Origin of the sequence: Streptomyces sp. NPDC002209, from assembly GCF_042890265.1 — a bacterium.
GTDB lineage: Bacteria > Actinomycetota > Actinomycetes > Streptomycetales > Streptomycetaceae > Streptomyces.
In genome coordinates this window covers 235,437-256,133 of record NZ_JBIARX010000004.1, presented here as the reverse complement: position 1 = coordinate 256,133, position 20,697 = coordinate 235,437, and the positions used below count along the sequence as shown (strand labels likewise).

The window sequence follows — 20,697 nt, the reverse complement described above, 5'->3', positions numbered from 1 at the left end:
GGGTGGCGCGCTTCGACCCGCGCGGGAAGGTGAACCGGGCGCTGCTCGTCGGAGTCCCCGCATACGACTTCAAGCAGCCCGAGCACCCCTTCGGAGTCTCGGGCGACCTCGGCGCCGTCGAGCACAACCTCGCCGGACTGGAACGGGCCCTCCGCGAGGGCGGTGTGTTCGCCGACGACGGGATCACCGTCACCCGGCCGCACACCGTCGACGAGTTCGACCAGCAGCTGGACACCGCGGTCGAGGCGGCCGAGGGACTGCTCCTGCTCTACTTCTCCGGCCACGGCGCCGTGCCCAGTACGGGGGACGAGCTCTGGCTGCTGATGCGGCGGGCGACGATCGTCCCGGGCGACGAGTCCGTCTTCCGCGGCGCCGTGCCCTGGAAGAGCGTCCTCACCGTGCTGTCCCGCGCCCGGGCGCAGCAGGTGGTCGTCATCCTCGACTGCTGCTACGCGGGTAACGCCTCGGCGGCCTGGAACGCGCTCGGCACCGCCCAGCGGCAGCGGACCTCGCTGCTCATGAGCGTCCAGGCCAACAACCGCATCGACGCGGGCGACGGTGGCTCGCCCACGCCGTACACCGCCCAACTCGTGCGTTTCCTGCACGAGGGGGTGTCCGCAGAGGGCGGCAAAGTCGGCTTCGCCGAACTGGCCCGAGAGCTGTGGGCCTACATGTCCGAGCACCACACGACGCTGCGCGAGCCCGCCGAGCAGTGGGAGCCGCAGAGCCGCGCGGCCACCTCGGGCGTCGACGTACTGCTCGCAGCCCCTCCCGTCCGCTCGCCGCAGGCGCCGCCCGCGTCGGAACCCGACCCCGCCCGGGGCGGGTCCGGCGGCGGGCCGTCGTCGCCGCAGTCGCCTGGCCCAGGCCCAGGCCCTGCCCCAACACCGGCCTGGCTCGCCAGGCTCCGTCCCCTCACCGGCCGACGGCTCGCGGTCGCCATCGGCGTGCCCGCGGCGATCGCCGGACTCGTCGCCACCGGCATCGCCACGCTCGGCGGCGGGGACGGCGCCCCCTGCAAACCACCGCTCGAACTGCGGCTGCTCACCGACCCCGACCTCGAGCCCACCGTGCGCAAGGCCGCGGAGGCGTACCTGACGTCCGCGCAGAACACGTCGGAAGGCGGGTGCAGGCGCACCGGCATCACCGTCTACAGCGCCGGAGCCGCTGCGGCGGTCGCCGCGTTCAACCGGCAGTCCGACCCGTGGCAGCGGCCGGTGGCCGACGACACCAACCCGCAGCGCGACATCGGTCCGCAGCCGGACATCTGGATCCCGGGCTCGTCCGCGAGCGTCGAACGGGCCCGTACGGCGTCCAGCGAGCGGACCTACGTCGCACTGGAAGCAGATCCCGAGCCCTTCGCGTACTCGCCGGTCGTGCTCGCCGTACCGCAGGGCCCGGCGGCGGAGCCGCTCGCCGAGCGGGTGGGCCCTCTCGCGGCCCTGACGGACGCGCTCAGGAAGCGCCAGCCGACGTCCGAAATACGGCGTACGGACCCGGAGAACACCGACGCCGGCCTGCTCGCGACCGTCGGCCTCTACGGCGCGGGAGCGCCGGACCCGGCCGCCGCCGAACAGGGCGTGGCCCAGCCGGGACCGCCCGCGCGCACCGGCGGGGACCTCCTGTGCACCCTGCCCGACGACGACACCGCGGACAAGCGCACCACCGTTCTGGTACCGGAGTTCCTGCTCAGGACCGGAGTGGGCTGCGACAGGACGACCCGGGTCCGCCGGATGGCCGAGTACCCCGTCGACGTCCCGGGCCTCACCCCGACGTTCGTGCGCGTGCGCTGGCTGGGCCCCGAACGGGACAAGGCCGCGCGGGACGGCGCCGCGGAACGCTTCCACGCCTGGCTGACCGGCAAGGGGGCGGCCGCGAAGAGCGGGGCGAAGGACTCCGCGTCCGCCGTCCGAGGCGGACTCGCCGTGTTCGGGAACGACGGCTTCCGCAGTGCATCGGGTCCTCGCAAGCCCCTCGGCAACGGCAGCGAACCGTCCGCCGACACCGGTGTCGTCTTCAGCAACTTCGGGGCCCTGGACGACCCCGGCCAGCTCGGCGGCCCCGTCCCTCCGGCCGCGATGGCGGCGGCGCTGAAGGGGTATCGGGAGGCCAGCGGGCCGGGCCGGGTGCTCTTCCTGCTCGACTCGTCCGGGTCCATGGGCAGCCTGTGGGAGGGCCCCGGCGGCGCGCCCGGCATCATCTCCCAGTCCCTCGCCGGGCTCGGCGAGCAGGACGAGTACGGGGTCTGGGCGGTTGCCACCGAGCGGGACGGCTCCCGCGCGTACAGCGAAGTGCTGCCGTTCGGCAAGTACCAGCGCAAGGAGGCGCAGAGCGCCATCGCGGCCAAGGCCCAGGTCAAGGACCTGGAAGCCGAGCCCGACAAGGCGCTGGTCGCGGCCCTGGACTACATGAGGCAGCGCGGTACCGACGGCCGTGGCCCGCAGCTGATCGTCTACATCACGGATGACGAGGACAACAACCGGCTGGCCGAAGGCGGCCGGCTCGGCACTCTGCTCCAGGCCGTGCGGACGGGGCGCAGGATCCCGGTGGTCATGGCCTCCCTGGACAGCGCCGGCTGCGACAAGGGCAAACCGGATGCCGCCGTCTCCGAGGCGAGCGGCGGCCGCTGCCTGGACACCAAGAGCGATCTCGTCGCGCGGCTGCGCGACGAGGTCGCGAGGACCGGAACGGGGGATCAGGGATGAGGCACGGGCCCGCAGCGCGCGCCGCGTCCGCAGTGCTCCTCGCCGTGCTGCTCGCCGCAGGCTGCGACGCAGGCGCCGGAGCCGGCGGCGGGCAGAGCGGCGCCGCGCCCGCCGCCGACCAGCCCGGCGACATCGTGCTGGCCAGCGGCCGGGACGTGACCGGCAAGGGCGGCATCCGCCAGCAGCTGATCGACGAGTGGAACCGGCAGCAGGAGGGCAAGGGCTCCGGCCACCGGGCCCGCCTGGTCGAGCTGCCCGGCTCGGCGGACCAGCAGCGCAGCCAGCTGCTCGGCGCACTGCAGTCCGGCAGCGCCGAGTACGACGTGGTCAACCTCGACGTGACCTGGGTGCCGGAGTTCGCCGCCGCGGGTCTCGTCCAGCCGCTCCCCGACAAGCTGGTCGACTCCGACGTCATCAAGTCCGTTGCCGCCACGGCCCGCTGGGGGGACAAGCTGTACGCGGTCCCGTTCAACAGTGACGTGGGGCTGCTGTTCTACCGCCGCGACTACCTGGAGAGCGCGGGCGTCACGGAGACCGACCTGAGCAAGGGCACCGGCGGCTGGCCCGTCGTCCAGCAGCTGATCCGGGCCCTCGACGTGGCGCGCAAGAGGCTGCCGGAGGCCTACGAGAAGGGCTGGACCTCGCAGCTCGACGCGTCGTACGAAGGGCTCACCGTCAACGGCATCGAGGCCTTCGCCTCCGCTTCGGGCTCCGACGGATTCACCCTCACCGACAAGGAGGGCCGCTACGCCGGTTCCGTGGACGAGCTGAAGGAGGGGCTGGACGAGCTGCGCAACCGCACCGAGGCGGCCTACACCCTGCCGGCCGCCGCCCAGTCCGACGAGGCGGACACGCTCACCGACTTCGCGGCCGGCCGCACCGGCTTCCTCCGCCACTGGCCGTACGCCTACCGCACGCTCCACCAGTCCCTGCCGGGAGACAAGCTCGGCGTGGCCCCGCTGCCCGGCCGGGCGGTGCTTGGCGGCCAGAACCTGGCCGTGGCCACGGGGTCGCAGCGGAGCACCGCCGCCGGACAGCTCGTCGAGTTCCTCACCAACAGGGAGAACGAACGCTGCCTGCTCGACGCGGGGTTCGCGGCCACCCGGATCTCCGCGTACGTGGACGACAAGCTGAGCTGCAAGGCGGCGAAGCCACCCGGCCAGGCCACCGCGGCCCCGACGGCAGAGCGCACCGACCACATGCCGCGGGACGGGAACGGCCGCCCCGGGTACGCGCGCGGCACCCTGCTGCCCGCCCTGGAGAACGCCGTCCAACGGCCGCGCACCCCGCTCTACGGCGCCTTCAGCCAGACGTTCACCGCCCAACTGGCCCGCCTCCAGGGCGACAAGCCGCCCTCCAACACGCAACTCGCCAAAGACCTGGACGAAGATCTGAAGAAGGCACTGCCCCGGGGGTGACCGCGGACGGTCAGCCGGCGCGGTCCGGACGGGCACTGCGGAAGGTGCGCCGGTAGGTGTCCGGGGGCACGCCCACCGTGCGGTTGAAGTGGCGCCGCAGGGTGGCGTCCGTACCCATGCCCGTGGCTGCGGCGATCGTGCCGATGGTGTCGTCGGTGGTTTCGAGGAGTCCCTGGGCGCGGTGGATGCGTTGCGTCAGCAGCCAGCGCAGCGGAGTGGTGCCGGTCACGTCCGTGAAGACCCGGGCCAGGTGGCGCGAGCTCATGTTCGCCCGGCGTGCCAGGTCCTCCACGGTGAGCGGCTGGTCGAGGCGCTCCATCGCCCACGCCAGCAGCGCGCCGAGGGGGTGGTCGCGACGTTCGGGCAGCGGCGTGGTGACGAACTGGGCCTGCCCCCCGGCCCGGTGGGGCGGGACGACGAGGCGGCGCGCGACCTCGTTGGCGACGGCCGAGCCGTGGTCGAGGCGGACCAGATGCAGGCACAGGTCCATCGCGGCGGCCTTCCCGGCCGAGGTCAGCACGGTGCCGTGGTCGACGTAGAGCACGTCCGGGTCGACCTCCACCTCGGGGTGCCTCTCGGCCAGCGCCGCGGCGTGCAGCCAGTGCGTGGTCGCGCGGCGCCCGTCCAGCAGGCCCGCGGCGGCCAGTACGAACGCGCCCGTGCACAGGGAGGCCACCCGGGCGCCCGCCTCGTGTGCCGCGCGTACGGCGGCGACGAGTTCGGCGGGCGGGTCCGCGTCCAGGTCGGCGCACGCCGGGACGATGACGGTGTCCGCATGCACCAGCTGGTCGAGTCCCGCGTCGGGCTCGAGCCGGAAGCGGTCGCCGACCGGCACGGTGCCCGGGGCGCACACGGTGAACTCGTACCAGGGGTCGACGAGATCCGACCGGTCGACGCCGAACACGTCGCAGGCGGCGGCGAGTTCGAAGTGCGGTACCCCGGGCGTGACGGCCAGTGCGACAAGGGTCATGTCCGAAAGTGTACGGGGCATGGCGTTGCCGCCACTCCCGGCCGCAGGCCGCCGGAGGCACGATGGCATCCGGTGATCGTTCGCGTACGGGCAAGAGAAGCGCGAGCGCAGGAGACGGGGGAACCTCATGGGAACGAGTCGAGCGGCGGCGGTAACGGTGTTCGGTGCCTACGGGCACACCGGACGCTTCGTCGTGTCCGAACTGCTGCAGCGGGGGCTGATCCCGATCCTGTCCGGACGCGACCCCGACAAGCTCCGGGCACTGGCCGAGGGCTTTCCCGGACTCGAGGTGCGGCCGGCCTCGGCCGACGATCCGGCCTCGCTCGACCGTGCACTGGACGGCGCGGCAGCCGTGATCAACTGCGCCGGTCCGTTCGCCGTGACGGCCGCACCGGTCATCGAGGCGGCGCTGCGCGCGCGCATCGCCTACCTGGACGTCGCGGGGGAGGTGGAGGCCGTCGCCGATACGTTCGCGCACTTCGCGGAGCGGGCCCGTGGCACCGGCATCCTGGTCGTGCCCGCGATGGCGTTCTACGGGGGCCTCGGCGATCTGCTCGCCACGGCCGCGCTGGGCGACGCCCCGGCGGCCGACGAGGTGCACCTCGCGTTCGCCCTGAGCAGCTGGCAGCCCACGGCCGGGACGCGTGGGTCCGGCCAGGTCTCCCGGAGCCGGCGCGAGGGCCGGCGGCTCGTCTACGCGAAGGGCCGCCTGGAGCTGCGGACCGACCAGGCGCCCACCGGCCGGTGGACGTTTCCCGCTCCGGTCGGGGACCGGCCCGTGATCGGCGAGTTCACCACCACGGACAGCGTGACCATCGCCCATCACCTGTCCGCCCCGGACATCCACACCTGCATGACGCTCGAGGCCGTCAAGGACGTACTGGCCCCGGACGCCGAACCCCCGAGGCCGGTCGACGAGCGAGGGCGGTCGGCGCAGACCTTCCTCGTCGACGTCGTCGTCCGCGCGGGCGGCACCCGGCGCCGTGCGGTGGCCCGCGGACAGGACATCTACGCCGTCAGCGCGCCCCTCGTCGTGGAAGCGGTCAGCCGAATCCTCGCGGGAGAGGCCGGGACGGCGGCCGGGGTGGTCGCGCCCGGCGAGATCTTCGACGCGCACGCGTTCCTGCGCTCGCTGGCCCCGCACCACCTTTCGTACGAGCTCGGCCGGGCCTACTGACCCCGATCGGACGCGCGGCGCGGCTACTTGGGAGTCACCCAGACCTGCCGCTTGTTGGTGTTGGCCGTGTACAGCTGCACCGGGGTGCTGTTGGCGGTCGCGCCGCCGGTGACGTCCAGCACCTTCCCCGACGCGGTGTGCACGATCTGGCCCTTGGCGTTGACCGACCAGCGCTGGGCCGGCGTCCCGTTGCAGTCGTAGAGCGAGATCTTGTTGCCGTTGGTGTTCGCGTTGCGCGCGTTGTCGAGGCACTTGCCGAACGCGCGGAACGTGCCGTCCTTGCCCAGGATCCAGGACTGCGCCGGGCCGCCGTTGCACGTGTAGAGCTGGATCTGCGTGCCGTTGGCCGCCTTGCCGCCCTTGACGTCGAGGCACTTGCCGGCCAGGCCGACCACCTTGCCCTGGGGGGACAGCGCGGCACCGGCGCCGGCTGCGAGAAGGCGCAGCCCCTGTACGTCGAACTGCTGGACGTACGTGCCCGCCCGCTTGTCCAGGTACGCGTACGTGGGCGTGCACATGACGGGGAACTCGCCGGAATCGCTGCCCTTGACGCAGTCGCCCTTGGTCAGGCTGCGGTTCGCGTGGGTCAGGCCCAGCGTGTGGCCGATCTCGTGGCTGACGTGGTTGCGCATGATGCTCTCGCCCATGGCCGCGGTGGGCTTGCCGTCCGCGGTGAAGAATTCGTCGTCGATGTACGCGTGGCCGCTGGTCACCGTCTCCGGCACGGACGAGCTGGTGAACCCGCAGCTCAGGGTCGCGCTGCCGGATCCGTCGCGGACCACCTTCCATCCGGTGCTGCCCATGCTGCCCTCGCCCGCCGGCGGTACGCACGGCCGGTGCAGCACCCCGATGACCACCTCGCCCTTCGCGCGGGCGTAGTCCCATCCCACGGGCCGGGTGTCGACGGTGACGGGAAGGTTCGTGATGCGCTGGAGGTCCGCCGCCGAAGCCTTTGCGTAAGGGGCCAGCCAGTCGGCGGACTTCTGGTCGTAGAACTTGATCGTGTAGCCGGAGGCCAGCCACTTCGTCGCCCCGGAGAGCTTCCACCCCTCGCCCTGCGGGGGAGCGGCCGCCGCCACCCGCGCCACCGCGGCGGTGCGGCCCGCGTCGATCTTCATGACACCGTTGCCGAACACGGTGTTGTCGCTGGAGGAGACGACGGAATCGGCGTCTTCGGTGTGGGCGTCGGGTGCGTCCTCGACCGCGGGCGGCGCTGCCGTCTCCGCGACCACCGGCTCGGCGCCGGTGTCCTCGGTGCCGAAGGCCGTGGAGGACAACTGCAGCCCGCCCACGACGGCCGCGACGGCACATGCCCCGATCAGAGGTATGCGATATCTGGCGGTGAATCCCACGTCCCCGTTGCCCTTCATCGTGACCGCTCCCGCTGCACGAGCCGACGGATCGGCCGCCCGGGAGTCGAACAGATGATAGGGAACGCGCGAAGGGCGCCATGGGGCGGGGGAGTTGCCGCGTGCTGCGCAGCGTCGATGTGGCCGGCCGGTTCGGCGGGAGATCAGCCGTGCCATTGCCGATCGTGCAGCTGGTGGGCCTCGGTCAGGCCGTCGCGGAAGAACCGCTCGTAGTAGCCGGTCTCGACGTGGTGGGCCTGCAGCCAGACCCCCGGGACGTGGATCGTGTCGCAGTGTGCGGGGAACCGCCCGTGGGTCTCGTGGATGTACGTGCAGATGTCGCGCGTGCAGGCGATGACGTCGGCCGAGTAGTTGCTGGCCTCGCGCAGGTACCGGGCGCCGAACTCGCCCCGGTAGATGCGCTCGAACAGGCCCTCGTCGGTGTAGATGCCGCGCGGCCCGAACTTGTCCGCCACGACTGCGTCGACCGCGTCGTTCATGGTGGCGTAGTTCGGCGGGCACATCGCCTTGATCAGGTGCTCCCCGTTGTGGCGCAGGCCGACGGCGGTCGCCCGCAGCGAGGAATAGCGCGGCAGCGGCACCTGCCAGCGCAGGAGGTCGGCCGGCCGCCACCGGGGCGTGGTCCAGTCGAAGCCGAGCATCGGGCCGTACGCGGGGCGGAACTTCGGGTCGCCCAGCAGGATCGGCGGGGCGAGCGAGGCATGGATCCAGGCCCCGAGCCCCATGGCGTCGGCGGTGAGCATGATGTTCTGCAGCAGCAGGTCGGCCTCGATCTGCGTGCGCATCGCCCAGATGGCGCCCAGCGGGAGCTTGATGTCCTTGTTCAGGAACCCCGACGCGACCCACTTGCCCACGCCCGCCGAACGGTAGAGGTTCCGGTCGTCGACGATGGCCGGCCGTGCCCCCTCGGGCTGCGTGAGCAGGTACATCATGCCGTTGATGTACTGCCGCGACAGGTCCACCACGGGGAACAGGACGGTGGTGCCCGGCAGGTTCGAGAGGAACCGGTTGGAGTCGAGGTAGGCGGGGAAGTCGCGCTTCCCGTCCGGTACGTCGATGCGGTGGTCGAGCAGCTGCACCTTCGCCTCGGCGGCGCGTGCGCACAGGGTCTGAGCGTCGAAGGTCGCCTGCGAGCCGTCGGTGGGGGGAGGCAGCTTGCGCAGGAAGTACGTGCCGGTGTCGTTGATCAGGAAGAAGTGGGTGCCCTGGGCGTTGTCGGGGCTGCCCGCGGTCCGCCCCGCCATGTTGAGGTTCGGCTTGGCCATGATCGGCTTGCCGTTCCGGGGATCGGCGAAGGGGCGGTCCGGCATGGTGAGGCCGGTGCACCCCGTCATGGAGATGAGCACCGCTTCCTCCAGCTCCGTCAGCGGTGCGCGCGCCTCGGTGGAGGACCAGCTCATCGAGCCGGCTTCGACGGAGCTTCCGCGGCTGACCCGGTGGGTGCGGCGGCGCCAGATCGACGTGATCAGCGGGCGGTTCATGAGGGCGTCGAGCCCGGTGTGGCGGTCGGTGTTCCTCAGGTCTGTCATGCTCCCTGCCCCTTCCCGGTGGCGGCCGAGCCGGCCGGCGGTCAGTCGCGCAGACGCGCTTCGAGGGTCTCGACCAGACCGGCGATGACGCCGTCGGGCGAAGGGCTGTAGTGCGGGACGGCCCACCGCGTGATCCTGGCGTCGATGACGGTGGGCCGGCCGGAGGCCAGCGCCGCACGGAACGCCTTCTCGAACTCCTCCAGCGTCTCGACGCGGTGGCCGTCGGCGCCGCACGCCTGCGCGTAGGCGGCGAAGTCCGGGTTCTGGAACTCGACCAGGCCCGTCTCCCCGTAGGTGGTCAGCTGGAAGAGTTTGATCAGCTTGAACTCCCGGTCGTCGAAGATGACCCAGATGACGGGGATCTCGTTCTCGACGGCGGTCATCAGCTCGAACCCGGACAGCGAGTAGCATCCGTCGCCGCAGCCGACGACGACCGTCCGCTCCGGATGCGCGACCTTCAGGCCGATGGCGCCGTTGACATGGCCGGCCATCGGTCCGAACGAGCCGGCCTTGCGGAAGTGCTGCCCCTCTTCGAGCTCCACGTAGTAGCCGAGCCAGGCCAGGTGGGCGCCCGCGTCGGCGAGCAGAACGGCCTGTGGGGGCAGCATCCGGCCGATCGCCTGGGCGAGCTCTCCGGGGTGGATGTGCCCCGTCAGGTGGGTGATGTGCCGGGCCTCGTAGTCCCGGCCGTCGACGTCGGCCGTCGGGACCTCGCCGACCTTCCCCTCCAGCGCCTCGACGAGCGCCGCCACCGCCAGGCGGGCGTCGGACAACAGTGCGTGGTCGGGGCGGTAGGCCTTGTGGAATTCGGCCTCGGAGATGTTCACATGGATGAGCACCTTGTTCTCGAAGAGGTCCTCGCGGTAGTTGAACGTGGCGTGCTGGTTGAGGGAGTTGCCGATGCACAGCACGACGTCCGCCTCGCGGAAGGCCTTCCACGCACTGGAGTGGCCGCTGTCGGCGAAGACGCCCACCGAGAGCGGGTGTCCCTCGGACACGATGCCCTTGCCGTCGAGCGTGGTCAGCAGCGGAATCTGGAACCGCTCGATCAGCCGCTTGACCTCCGCTCCGGCTCCGCTGCGGACGGCGCCGAAGCCGACGAGCGCCACGATCCGCTTCCGCGCGGTGAGGGCCTCGGCCAGTACGCAGGCGATCTCCTCCACGCGTGCCGGATCGGGCACGACCGGCTTGACGTCGAGCCGTATGTGCCGGAAGTCCGTGACGTCGATGCCGCGCTCGGTGAGGTTCTCGGGCACGTGGATGTGCACCGGCCCGGGTCGGCCCTCGAACGCGGTGTTGACCGCTTCCTCGAGGACGTCGCACGTGTCGGCGGCGTCGGTGAGGAGGAAGGACTTCTTCGTGGTGGCCGCGAACATGGCCCGGGAGTCGGGCGTGCGGTTCAGGCCCGAGGTCTCGTTGAGCGAACCCCACCCCTGCCATTTCATCGACGCGTATCCCGAGACGGCGAGGACCGGGTAGGAGTCGGACATCGCCACGGCCAGCCCGGAGAACAGGTTGAACGCACCGGGCCCGGCCGTCGCGAAACAGAAGCCCAGCTGATGCGTGTACATCGCGTAACCACAGGCCATGAAGGACGCTGCCTGCTCGTGCCGCGTGATGACCGGTCGGATCTGCCGGGAATGCTTGAGCGCCAGCATCAAACCGGCGGCGTTCTCTCCGGCACCGCCGAACGCGGCCCGGACCCCGATGCCTTCCAGCCCCTTGACGATGGCCTCGTAGACTCTCATCGGCACTCCCTCAGCCGTGCCCTGCCGCACCGGGCGAGGACGACGATCCGATGCCGTGCTGTGCCGCCATCCTGCGTATCAGTCTCCCCGCGCAGACCCGGTCGGGCCGATTGCACTGGTCCGTTCGGGTGATGGGGCCCATGGCCGGCAACGCAGTGCGACGGGCAGCCCGAGGCCCCGATGTACCCGTCTGCATTGCTCCGCGCGACGTATCCCCTCGAATGGGTCAAAGTTGCTGCGTGTGACGAAGATGCCCGCAGCCACGTCACGGGCAGCCGTTCAACGTCGCCTCGTCATCGCTGGTACCGACGCGTCCGGACGACGAGGGGTGGCGCCTTCGCGAAGGGGCACAGATGGACGAGATCGGGCAGTACGAGCGCTACGTGGGCGGCAACCCCGAAGCGGAACGCCTCGTCTTCGAGCGGCTCGCCCGTGAGCTCATGAAGGTCCAGCTCAAGGCCAGGAAGCGCAGCGGCGCCGCGGGCATCGAGCGGGCGTTCCACGCGAAGGCCGTCCTCGGCGTGGAGAACGCCCGACTGGCGTTCGCCGAGGACCTGCCCCAGGACCTGCGGGCCGGCTTCGCGAGGCCTGCGGCCGAATACCCGGTCACCGTCCGGCTGTCCAATGCGAACGGCTCCCGCATGCCCGACCACACCCCCGACCTGCGCGGAGCGGCATTGCGCATCGAGGTGGGACCGGACGAGGCCCACGACCTTCTCATGACGAGCTACCCGGTCTCCCACGCACGCAACGCACGCGAGTTCGTCGAATTCGCCAAGGCCATGGCAGGTGCCGACACGACGCTCCGCAAGGCAACCGGGCTGTTCGTCACCCTGCCCCTCGCGGTCGGCTGGTCCACGGCTGCGCGCATGCGGCGCAACGTACGCGCCGGAACGAGCCGCACCGTACACAGCCTGGCGCTCGAGACGTACTGGAGCCGCGGGGCCGTCCTGTGGGGCGATCACGGGCCCGTGCGCTATCAGTTGCGTCCCGCCGCGAACGCGTCACCGGCCCCGAGCCCTTCCCCTGCCGACCCGGACCACCTGCACCACGAGCTCGCCCGGCGCCTGAGGGAGGCGGACGTCGTCTTCGAGCTGTACGTCCAGCGCTACGTGGACGCCCGCCGGACGCCCATCGAGGACGGTGCGACCGAGTGGACGGAGGCGGATGCGCCCGTCGTCCGGGTGGCGACGCTGACGATCCCGCGCCAGGACATCGACAGCGCCCAGGCGCGGGCCGCCGCGGTGCGGGTCGACCAGCTGGTCTTCAATCCGTGGAACACCACGGACGAGTTCCGGCCCCTGGGCAACCTCAACCGTGCCCGCAAGGCGGCCTACGAGGCCAGCAGCGCCCACCGGCTGGGCCACCGCTTCCTCACCACCGAGCCGCACCGCAACGCCGTGCTGGGCGTGCCGCTGGACGCCGCCTTCCAGGCCCTCAACCGGTTCGTCCCCTGGCACCGGCTGCCCACCCGGCTCGGCCTGCTCAACCTCGTGACGCTGCGGCAGGCACTGCGCCGGCACAACCTCATCGACACCGAGATCCACGAGGCTCCGCCCAAGGCCGGGCCGGTGCCGCCACCCGTCGACGAGCAGCTGCGGATCGCACGGAGCTACGACGGCACCTACAACGACCTGTCCGCGCCGAGGATGGGCGCTGTCGGATCGGCCTTCGGCCGCAACCTCCCACCCGTCTACCGGCCCGACCTGTTCGACACGCCCAACCCGGTCACCGTCAGCAGGGAGCTGCTCCGGCGCGACGCGTTCGTCCCCGCACGGTCGCTGAACATCCTGGCCGCCGCATGGATCCAGTTCCAGGTGCACGACTGGGTCAACCACAAGCGCTACCCGACCGGTACCAAGAGCGTCGAGGTGCCGCTCCCGCCCGGTGTCACCTGGAGCAACACCCCCGGCGGACGGCCCGAGACGGTGATGCGCTTCGCCGAGAACGAGAGCCTCGGCGCCGCCGACGGCGAAGCGCCGCCCATCCTGTTCGGCAACGCGGCCTCGCACTGGTGGGACGGCTCGGAGGTCTACGGCGGGACCAAGGACGCCGGAACGTCCCTGCGCGAGCCGGACGGCGGAGCCGCGCTGCGCCTGGAGGACGGGCACCTGCCCTTCAGCCCGAACGGATTCCCCCTCACCGGCTTTTCGGAGAGCTGGTGGCTCGGCCTGAGCGCCATGCACACCCTCTTCGCCCGGGAGCACAACGCCGTGTGCGAGGCGCTGCGGCAGGAGTACCCGCAGCTGGACGAGGACCGCATCTACCACACGGCGCGACTCGTCGTCTCCGCCCTCATCGCCAAGATCCACACGGTCGAGTGGACACCCGCCATCCTCGCCACCGAGACGATCGACATCGGGCTGAAGACCAACTGGCAGGGGCCGCCCAAGAACTGGCTCACCCAGCTCGGACTGTGGCTGTTCGAGGCCCACTCGCTGACCGGCATCCCGAAGACCCTGCCGGACCACCACGCCGCGCCGTACTCCCTCACCGAGGACTTCGTCACCGTCTACCGCATGCACCCGCTGCTCCCGGACGACTTCGAGATCGTGGACCACCGGCTCGGCCGGAGAATCGACACCCTCGGGTTCAACGACCTGCAGGGCACCGCCGCGGAACCGCTCATCCGCAAGACCGGGCTGGCCAACTCGCTGTACTCACTCGGCATCGCCCACCCCGGCGCGATCACCCTGCACAACTACCCCCGTGCCCTCCAGGCGTTCGAGCGGGACGGCGAGGTGATCGACCTGTCGGTGGTCGACCTGGTGCGCACCCGGCGGCGCGGTGTGCCGCGGTACAACGACTTCCGGGCCGGTCTGCACAAGCCGCGCCTGCGCCGCTTCGAGGACCTCTCCGGCGATCCGGACACGGTCGGCCGGCTGAAGGAGGTCTACCGTGACGTGGACGAGATCGACACCATGGTCGGGCTGTTCGCCGAGAATCCGCCCCAGGGCTTCGGCTTCAGCGACACGGCCTTCCGCATCTTCATCCTGATGGCCAGCCGCCGGCTGCAGAGCGACCGCTTCCTCACCGTCGACTTCCGGCCCGAGGTCTACACCCCGCTGGGCATGGACTGGATCGAACGCAACGGCATGACGAGCATCGTCCTGCGGCACTGCCCCGAGCTGGCGGGCCTGCTGCCGCGCACGGCGAGCGCATTCGCACCCTGGCGCCCGGCCCCGGTGCGCGGCCCCTCCGACGGAGGCGGCGCCTGATCAGCGCAGTGATGGAGGTGGCTCCCACACCACGGACCGCCGTGGTGTGGCTGCCCCCGTCCGGGCTGTGGCCCGTCATCCAGAGCATCCGTGAGGTGCACGACCCCCAGATCCGCCGCTGGCCGCCCCATGTGAACCTGGTCTTCGGCTTCGTACCGGAGGCCGACTTTCCGGCGGCAGCCCCACTGCTGGCCGCTGCCGCCGCGGAAACGGAGCCGTTCGCGATCCGGCTGAGCGGGGTGCGTGCCTTCCGGCACCGCGCCTACGCCACCGTGTGGCTCGACCCGGCCGCGGCCGGCCTCGCCCCCTGGACAGCGCTCCAGGGCGCCCTGACGGAGCCGTTCCCGCTCTGCGGCGGACAATTCCCGACCTTCACACCGCACCTGTCCCTGGGCCGCACCCACGAGCCGCGGCGTCTGGCCGAGGAGTGCGCCGCCCGGCTGGGCACCATGTCGGCCCGGGTCGAGGAGATCGTGCTGCTCTCGCGCCGCGGCGACGAGCCGATGCGGCCCCGCGTCACGATCACCCTGGGCACGGGCTCCGTCCACCGGCACTCCGGGCCCGACCGGTGAGCGCGCCGGTCACTTCGTCGAGGACGGGCCCTTGTTCTGCCACTGGACCGTCACCTTCAAGTGGCAGTTGGCTCCGGTCTTGGTGATCACGGCCCCGGCCTGGACCGCGAGGTCGACGCCGAACTCGACGGTGATCGCATCGGGGCGGGCCTTGCGCAGCTGCTCCAGGGTGGCGCGCGCCGCCGCCGTGATCGGCTCCAGCGCCTCCTGCAGGCTGCCCGGCAGATCGTGAATGGCGTCACTGAGGAGACCGGCCTTCACCGGTCCCGCCAAGCCGGGCGGGGCCTCGATCAGAAGGCTGCCCCCGCCGTCCAACGGAATCCGAGCCAGAGATGCCAAGACTCCTCCTCCGCCTGCTGCGCGCCGGGGACCGCCGGCTGTGGGGTCCCGGTCAGCATGGCCGGGTTCCGGCAGGTGCCGCATCCGGGGTGGACCGTACGCATGAGACACCCTCCGGTCCGCACCCCGTACGGGACGGGGCGGGGGCGGGGATCGCGTCAGCGACGGGACGACTCACGACGGGACGACTCAAGTGGCCCCGCACTTGTTGCGGCCGCGGCCCCACGGCTGCTCCCTGGAAGGTGACCTCTTCGACGACGGAACGGTGGACCCCATGGCTGAGCTGCCGGGGATGGACGAAGCACACGACGCCCTCGAACGGCAGCAGGCTGCGGCGAACCGGCGCTATCGCGACGCGAGCGGCACGCGCCGCACCGTGGAAGAGCGACAGGCCGAAGGCACGCGGTTCCCGGACTCGGCCGAGCACATGGCCGCCCGGGCCGGCCGGCTCATCGACAGGGGCGGGGTCCCGCCCTCGGCCCTGGTGGACGGCGTTCGCGCGGCGGCACTCACCGAGGCCGACGCCAACGAGCGCATCATCAACATCGCCAACGAGTCCCAGCCGTGGAGCTTCCTGCCGCGGGGCGCCCGCGCCGCCGCCACCGTCGCCCGGATCTCCGTCCGCACCGAGGGCCGCGAGCAGCCGCACGGCACCGGCTTCATGGTCTCGCCCCGCCTGCTGATGACCAACCAGCACGTCCTGCTCCACGAGGCGTTCAGCCAGCGCTGCTTCATCGAGTTCAACGTCCAGAACACCGTCGACAACACTCCCGACGCGGCCGTCCGCTTCGCACTCGATCCTGCGGCCTTCTTCGTCATGGACAAGCACCTCGACTTCGCACTGGTGGCGGTCGCCCCGGCAGCCGACGGGCGCCTCCCGGGTGAGATCTTCGGCTGGAACCGGCTGAGCATCCAGCAGGGCAAGGTGCTCCTGGGCGAACGGGTGAACGTCATCGGCCACCCCGGGGGCCGGTTCAAGGAGGTCGCCTTCAGGGACAACACCGTCCAGGACCGCCTGCCCGAGTTCCTCCACTACACGACCGACACCGAGCGCGGGAACTCCGGCTCACCGGTCTTCAACGACCAGTGGGAGGTCGTGGCCCTCCACCACAGCGGTGTGGCGAGGGAGGACGCCCAGGGCAACAGGCTGCTCAAGAACGGCGGCATCGCCCGCCCCGGCGACCCTGACGACGCCATCGACTACATCGCGAACGAGGGCGCGCGCGTCAGCTCGATCCTCAAGCACCTCGCCGCGCTGCCACCGGAACCCGCGCAGAGTGCGCTGCTGGCGGAGATGGGGCCGGAGTCCGGCCTCCAGCAGGGTCCCGCCGTCGCCGTTCCCTTCGCCGCGCCCGTCCCCGTCGCCGCGCCCGTCCCCGCTCCGGTCCCTGCCCCGATCTCCGCCCCGATCCCGGCCCCGGTGGTGGAGGCCCCGTCCCCGCTCCCCGCCGCGGGCTTCCCCCACGAGGCGGCCGCCCCGGGCGGAACCGCAGTGATCCGCAGCGGCCTGACCGCCCGCGGCGCTCCCTCCGCAGGCGGACGGCACCTGGTCTTCCTCCACGGCCGCAGCCAGCAGGTACACGAACCCGAGGAGCTCCGCCGTGGCTGGACGGCGGGCCTGAACCACGGACTCACCCGCGCCGGTCTCCCCACCGTCGACCCGGCGGACGTGTGGTTCCCCTTCTACGCGGACAGGATCATCGAGGCCATCAAGCGCAGGGAGAGCGCCGGGGGCCATGAGTCCGTCTCCCCCTCCGGCCCGTTCGAGGAGCTGAACGGCCACTCGGCAGCGGAGGCCTTCGCCGCCGAGTCGACGACGGGACTGTACGAGCAGCTCCTGCTGGAGGCGGCGGCGCAAGCGGGCATGCCGCAGGACGGCGCCACGACCGACGAAAGCATCGGGAGCATGCTGGCCGGACGTCTGCGCCAGGCGGTCAGCTGGCTGGCCGCCACGACCGACATGGACGCGCTGGCCATCGCCACCCGGTTTCGCGACGTCGACGCGTACCTGGACGACCGGGCCGTCCGCGAGGCAGTCCTGACCAGCGTGCTGGACACCCTGCCGTCCTCCGGTGAAATCGTCCTGGTCACCCACAGCCTCGGCACGGTCGTCGGGATGGACCTCGTCCACCGGCTCCCGGAGCGGCTGGACGTCTCACTGCTCGTCAGCACCGGCAGCCCGCTGGGGCTGGACACGGTGTACAGCCGGCTGCTGCCTCCGGGGCCCAACCTGTCGGCCAGAGTGCGTCGTTGGGTCAATGCCTGGTGCCCCACCGACACGGTCGCGCTGGGCTGTCCGCTGGGGGAGACCTGGGGCAAGCTCACCGACATGGCCGTGGAGAACGCGAACGGCCGGGCGCACAGCATCGAGGAGTACCTCGCCCATGCCGAGGTCGCCGCGGAGATCGGGCACGGGATCAGCCGTACCTGACGAAGTCGGCCGGACGGCTCAGCGTCCGACGATCCGCCGCAGCCAGCGGGAACGGGTGTCGCGGGCCTCCAGGCTGAGGGCCGCCCGCGGTGCGAGCGTGTCGGAGCCGTGGAACGCGCCGGGCCATACGTGCAGTTCGGCCTCGCCGCCGGATCGCCAGATCGCATCGGCATAGGCCACGGCCTCGTCCCGAAAGGTCTCGGCCGACCCGACGTCGACGTAGGCGAAGGGCAGTCCTGACAGATCCGTGGCGCGAGCCGGGGCCGCATAGGGCGCAACGTCGCCGGCGCCGTGCCGGTCGCCCAGCAGGGCTTGCCACGCGGTCGCGTTCGAGGTCCGGTCCCAGGGGTCGTGGCCGGCCATCTGGTGGCCGGACAGCGTGTTGTTGCGGTCGTCGAGCATCGGGCTCAGGAGCAGTTGGCCGATCGGATCCGGCCCGCCCCGGTCGCGGGTCAGCAGGGCGAGGGCTGCGGCGAGTCCACCGCCGGCGCTCTTGCCTCCGACGACGATGCGGTCCGGGTCGAGGCCCAGCCCGGCCGCGTGGTCAGCCGCCCAGACGAGTCCGGCATGGCAGTCCTCCACGGGTTCGAGGTACTGCGCCTGCGGCGCCAGCCGGTACTCGACGGATATGACCGCGAGCCGCAGCGGGAGGGCCCATTCGCGCAGCAGCCGCGGAAGGACGGACCATGCGTTGCCCATGATCATTCCGCCGCCGTGCATGTAGTACAGGAGCGGCAGCGGCCCGGTGATCCCGGCGGGCCATGCACTGACGAGCGTGACCTCCCTCCCGTCCCGGGGCCCCGGCGCACGCAGCTCCTCCACCTCGAACCGGCCGTCGGCCCGGAGCTCCCGAACGGTCGGCCTGGGCCGGGCCGCGGCGTCGCGCTCCTGCCTGGCCGCAAGGCCCTCCAGGGTGACCGGCTCCTTCGCGCCCTCGCCCCTGGCGGCCAGCGCGGCGCCCAGCTCCGGGTCGAAGGGAGGCGCATGCCGGGGCGCTGGGACGGGGCCGTGCTCCCACGGCACTCCGGCGACACCCACGCACGTACCTCCCTCGGCTCCGGGATGCCCGGCGGCATCCCGGCCGGTACAGCTTGCCAGGTCACATCCCGGTCGCGCCGTCGATGCCTTCGCGGAGGAGGTCCGCATGACCGTTGTGCCGGGCGTACTCCGCGATCATGTCGACCATGATCCTGCGCAGTGAGATCGGCTCGCCGGTCCTCTTGCGGATCCCCGTCTCGTCCAGCGAGGCTGCGGCGGCAGTGATCTGCCGCGATCGCTCGCATTCCGCCCGCCACACGGCGAAGGCCTCCTCGACGTCACCGTCGAGGCTCTCGAAGTCCTGGTCGGGGTCGTCGTCGGAGTAGTAGAGCAGCGGGACGTCCTCGTGGGCGAACTGGATGCGGAACCACCAGCGCTCGACGCCGGCCAGGTGCCGGACCAGGCCGTGCAGGGACAGCGCGGACGCCGGAACGGCCCTCTCGGACAGCTGCTCCGGGGTCAGACCGGCGCACTTGAGCTCGAAGGTGGCCCGCTGCCAGTCCAGGACCGTACTCAGCGTTTCCCGCTCGCCCGCTATGGAGGGCGGAGCCGTGCGGGTGTCGCCGTTCCATCGGAGTGCGTAGTGCTTGGGCACGGGTGCATCGGTCATCGCTCTGCCTCCTGCTCAGGTGGCACGGGTGTAGCGGACGTTTCCGCTCCAGATGCGCTCGAGCCGGACGCGCGTGCCCGGCCGTGGGGCGTGCCAGATCTTGTCGTGACCGGCGTAGATTCCCACATGTCCTATGGTCGCGCCTACGGGGAAGAAGACGAGGTCGCCCGGCACGCGCTGAACGCGTGGGATGTGGCGCGTACGTTCATATTGTTCATCGGCCGTACGGGGAAGCTTCCGGCCGGCCTTCTTAAAGGCGTAGAGCGTGAGGCCCGAGCAATCGAATTCCCGCGGCCCCGTCGCTCCGTAGACGTACGGTGCACCCCGCTTGGAGGCGGCAATTGCGACGGCCTTGGCGCCGTACGGTGAGGCCGCCTCGGCTTGGGCGGCGGGCCCGGTGAAGCTGGCCAGCGAGATTATGAGGAAGAACGTGAACACCGCGGCGATGCGACGGTTCGGCATGTGGCCGTTCGCAGGTTTTCGGTTGTCCGTCCTGGTGCAGCTCAATCGTGATACCTCCGCATTGCTTTGCTGAAACAGCCCCGGGCGGGGTTCTGCGTCGGTGACATGCGTATTGGCTCTCGATGGCGGACCAGTTTTCTCCGATGGGCCGGAAGTTGCGACCACCGGACACGACTTCAATCATCTCGGTTGGGTAAAATCATCCCAATTTGTACTTATGGATGATGTTCCGGAGAAGCGCCACGGCGGTGCCTGCGTGATCGGCCTGTCCGGGCTCCCCGAGTACGACGGTGGCGGGCTCGCGGCCCGCGGTGGCCGACCTGTCCGGCATCGCACCCCAGCGGCTGAGCGCCGCCCGTGAGTACACGCAGAGGTGCGGACTTGTCCGGTATTGCGGCCCCGCACTACCGTGCCGGTGTGGATCTCTTCTCACGCTCCTGGACGGCGTTGCGCACGGCGGTCGCCGCGCTCCCGGACACGGCCTTCGAGCAGCCGTCCGGCTGCACGGGCTGGCTCGTGCGGGACCTCGTGTGCCATCTGGTCATCGACGCGCAGGACGTCCTGATCACCCTCGCCACCCCCGCCGAAACGGAACCGACCGTCGACGCGGTGACCTACTGGAACGTCGAGGACCGGCCGCCGGCCGGCGAGGATCCGCTCGACGCGCTGATCGTCCGGCTGGCCGCCGCGTACGAGGAGCCGCGCCTGCTCACGTTCCACCTCGACGACGTCGGCTCCGCCGCCGGGCGCGCCGCGGAACTCGCCGATCCCGGCGCACGGGTGAGCACCCGCGGCGAGGTCCTCACCGTGGGCGACTACCTCGGCGCGTACGTCCTGGAATGGACGCTGCGCCACCTCGACCTGATCGCGCACCTTCCGGACGCGGCGGAACCGCCCCCGGAGGGGCCGGCTCGAGCCCGCGCCATGCTGGAGGAGATCGCCGGCGCCGCGTTCCCCGCGTCGTTCAGCGACAAGGACGCCCTCCTGATCGGCACCGGCCGCCGGGCCCCGACCGAAGCGGAGCGGGCCGCACTCGCCGGGCCGGCCGAACTGGCCGCGAAACTGCCGCTCGTCCTCGGCTGACCCGCGCACGGGCCATACCGCCGCCGG

Annotated in this window: 15 protein-coding genes; 7 read left to right on the top strand and 8 right to left on the bottom strand. The window is 71.5% G+C overall.

Features of this window, described 5'->3' with window-relative positions:
• Positions 1-2: 2 nt before the first annotated feature.
• Together ACFYXK_RS10580 and ACFYXK_RS10575 are read left to right on the top strand one after the other, a co-directional pair.
• Positions 3-2,705, top strand: a complete 2,703-nt coding sequence (locus tag ACFYXK_RS10580) for a substrate-binding domain-containing protein (protein WP_389410764.1) — start codon at positions 3-5, stop codon at positions 2,703-2,705.
• On the top strand, positions 2,702-4,123 hold the full coding sequence (locus ACFYXK_RS10575) for an extracellular solute-binding protein (RefSeq protein ID WP_389410763.1): 1,422 nt from the start codon (positions 2,702-2,704) through the stop codon (positions 4,121-4,123). Before ACFYXK_RS10580 ends, ACFYXK_RS10575 begins: the two co-directional genes overlap by 4 nt.
• Before the next feature lie 10 nt (positions 4,124-4,133).
• On the opposite strand, the gene ACFYXK_RS10570 is transcribed toward ACFYXK_RS10575, so the two are convergent.
• Positions 4,134-5,093: a helix-turn-helix domain-containing protein gene (locus tag ACFYXK_RS10570; protein WP_389410762.1), complete on the bottom strand. Its 960-nt coding sequence runs from the start codon at positions 5,091-5,093 to the stop codon at positions 4,134-4,136.
• Between the two features lie 127 nt (positions 5,094-5,220).
• Between ACFYXK_RS10570 and ACFYXK_RS10565 the strand changes: the two genes are divergently transcribed.
• Positions 5,221-6,270 carry a saccharopine dehydrogenase family protein gene (locus ACFYXK_RS10565; protein ID WP_389410761.1) on the top strand — a complete coding sequence of 350 codons (1,050 nt, stop codon included), beginning with the start codon at positions 5,221-5,223 and terminating at the stop codon, positions 6,268-6,270.
• 23 nt (positions 6,271-6,293) lie between these two features.
• On the opposite strand, the gene ACFYXK_RS10560 is transcribed toward ACFYXK_RS10565, so the two are convergent.
• The 3 genes from ACFYXK_RS10560 to ACFYXK_RS10550 form a co-directional block, all read right to left on the bottom strand.
• On the bottom strand, positions 6,294-7,640 hold the full coding sequence (locus ACFYXK_RS10560; protein WP_389410760.1) for a ricin-type beta-trefoil lectin domain protein: 1,347 nt from the start codon (positions 7,638-7,640) through the stop codon (positions 6,294-6,296).
• Between the two features lie 143 nt (positions 7,641-7,783).
• Positions 7,784-9,169, bottom strand: coding sequence for a hypothetical protein (locus ACFYXK_RS10555; RefSeq protein WP_389410759.1), 1,386 nt, complete (start codon positions 9,167-9,169; stop codon positions 7,784-7,786).
• A 41-nt stretch (positions 9,170-9,210) separates the two neighbouring features.
• On the bottom strand, positions 9,211-10,917 hold the full coding sequence (locus tag ACFYXK_RS10550; RefSeq protein ID WP_389410758.1) for a thiamine pyrophosphate-binding protein: 1,707 nt from the start codon (positions 10,915-10,917) through the stop codon (positions 9,211-9,213).
• Between the two features lie 353 nt (positions 10,918-11,270).
• Here ACFYXK_RS10550 and ACFYXK_RS10545 point away from each other — a divergent pair, with 353 nt between their 5' ends.
• Positions 11,271-14,135, top strand: coding sequence for a peroxidase family protein (locus ACFYXK_RS10545; RefSeq protein ID WP_389410757.1), 2,865 nt, complete (start codon positions 11,271-11,273; stop codon positions 14,133-14,135).
• Positions 14,136-14,146: 11 nt separating this feature from the next.
• On the top strand, positions 14,147-14,707 hold the full coding sequence (locus ACFYXK_RS10540) for a 2'-5' RNA ligase family protein (RefSeq protein ID WP_389410756.1): 561 nt from the start codon (positions 14,147-14,149) through the stop codon (positions 14,705-14,707).
• A 9-nt stretch (positions 14,708-14,716) separates the two neighbouring features.
• Here ACFYXK_RS10540 and ACFYXK_RS10535 read toward each other — a convergent pair whose 3' ends face one another.
• Positions 14,717-15,046, bottom strand: coding sequence for a CU044_2847 family protein (locus tag ACFYXK_RS10535; protein WP_389410755.1), 330 nt, complete (start codon positions 15,044-15,046; stop codon positions 14,717-14,719).
• A gap of 274 nt (positions 15,047-15,320) precedes the next feature.
• Here ACFYXK_RS10535 and ACFYXK_RS10530 point away from each other — a divergent pair, with 274 nt between their 5' ends.
• The gene (locus tag ACFYXK_RS10530) at positions 15,321-17,477 is read left to right on the top strand and encodes a trypsin-like serine peptidase (RefSeq protein WP_389410754.1); all 2,157 of its coding nucleotides are present in this window, start codon (positions 15,321-15,323) and stop codon (positions 17,475-17,477) included.
• An 18-nt stretch (positions 17,478-17,495) separates the two neighbouring features.
• Here ACFYXK_RS10530 and ACFYXK_RS10525 read toward each other — a convergent pair whose 3' ends face one another.
• From ACFYXK_RS10525 to ACFYXK_RS10515, 3 genes are all read right to left on the bottom strand, one after another.
• Positions 17,496-18,515, bottom strand: a complete 1,020-nt coding sequence (locus ACFYXK_RS10525) for an alpha/beta hydrolase (protein WP_389410753.1) — start codon at positions 18,513-18,515, stop codon at positions 17,496-17,498.
• A gap of 61 nt (positions 18,516-18,576) precedes the next feature.
• Positions 18,577-19,125, bottom strand: coding sequence for a DinB family protein (locus ACFYXK_RS10520; RefSeq protein WP_389410752.1), 549 nt, complete (start codon positions 19,123-19,125; stop codon positions 18,577-18,579).
• Between the two features lie 15 nt (positions 19,126-19,140).
• The gene (locus ACFYXK_RS10515; protein WP_389410751.1) at positions 19,141-19,587 is read right to left on the bottom strand and encodes a C40 family peptidase; all 447 of its coding nucleotides are present in this window, start codon (positions 19,585-19,587) and stop codon (positions 19,141-19,143) included.
• 417 nt (positions 19,588-20,004) lie between these two features.
• Between ACFYXK_RS10515 and ACFYXK_RS10510 the strand changes: the two genes are divergently transcribed.
• The gene (locus ACFYXK_RS10510) at positions 20,005-20,670 is read left to right on the top strand and encodes a maleylpyruvate isomerase N-terminal domain-containing protein (protein WP_389410750.1); all 666 of its coding nucleotides are present in this window, start codon (positions 20,005-20,007) and stop codon (positions 20,668-20,670) included.
• Positions 20,671-20,697 lie beyond the last annotated feature (27 nt).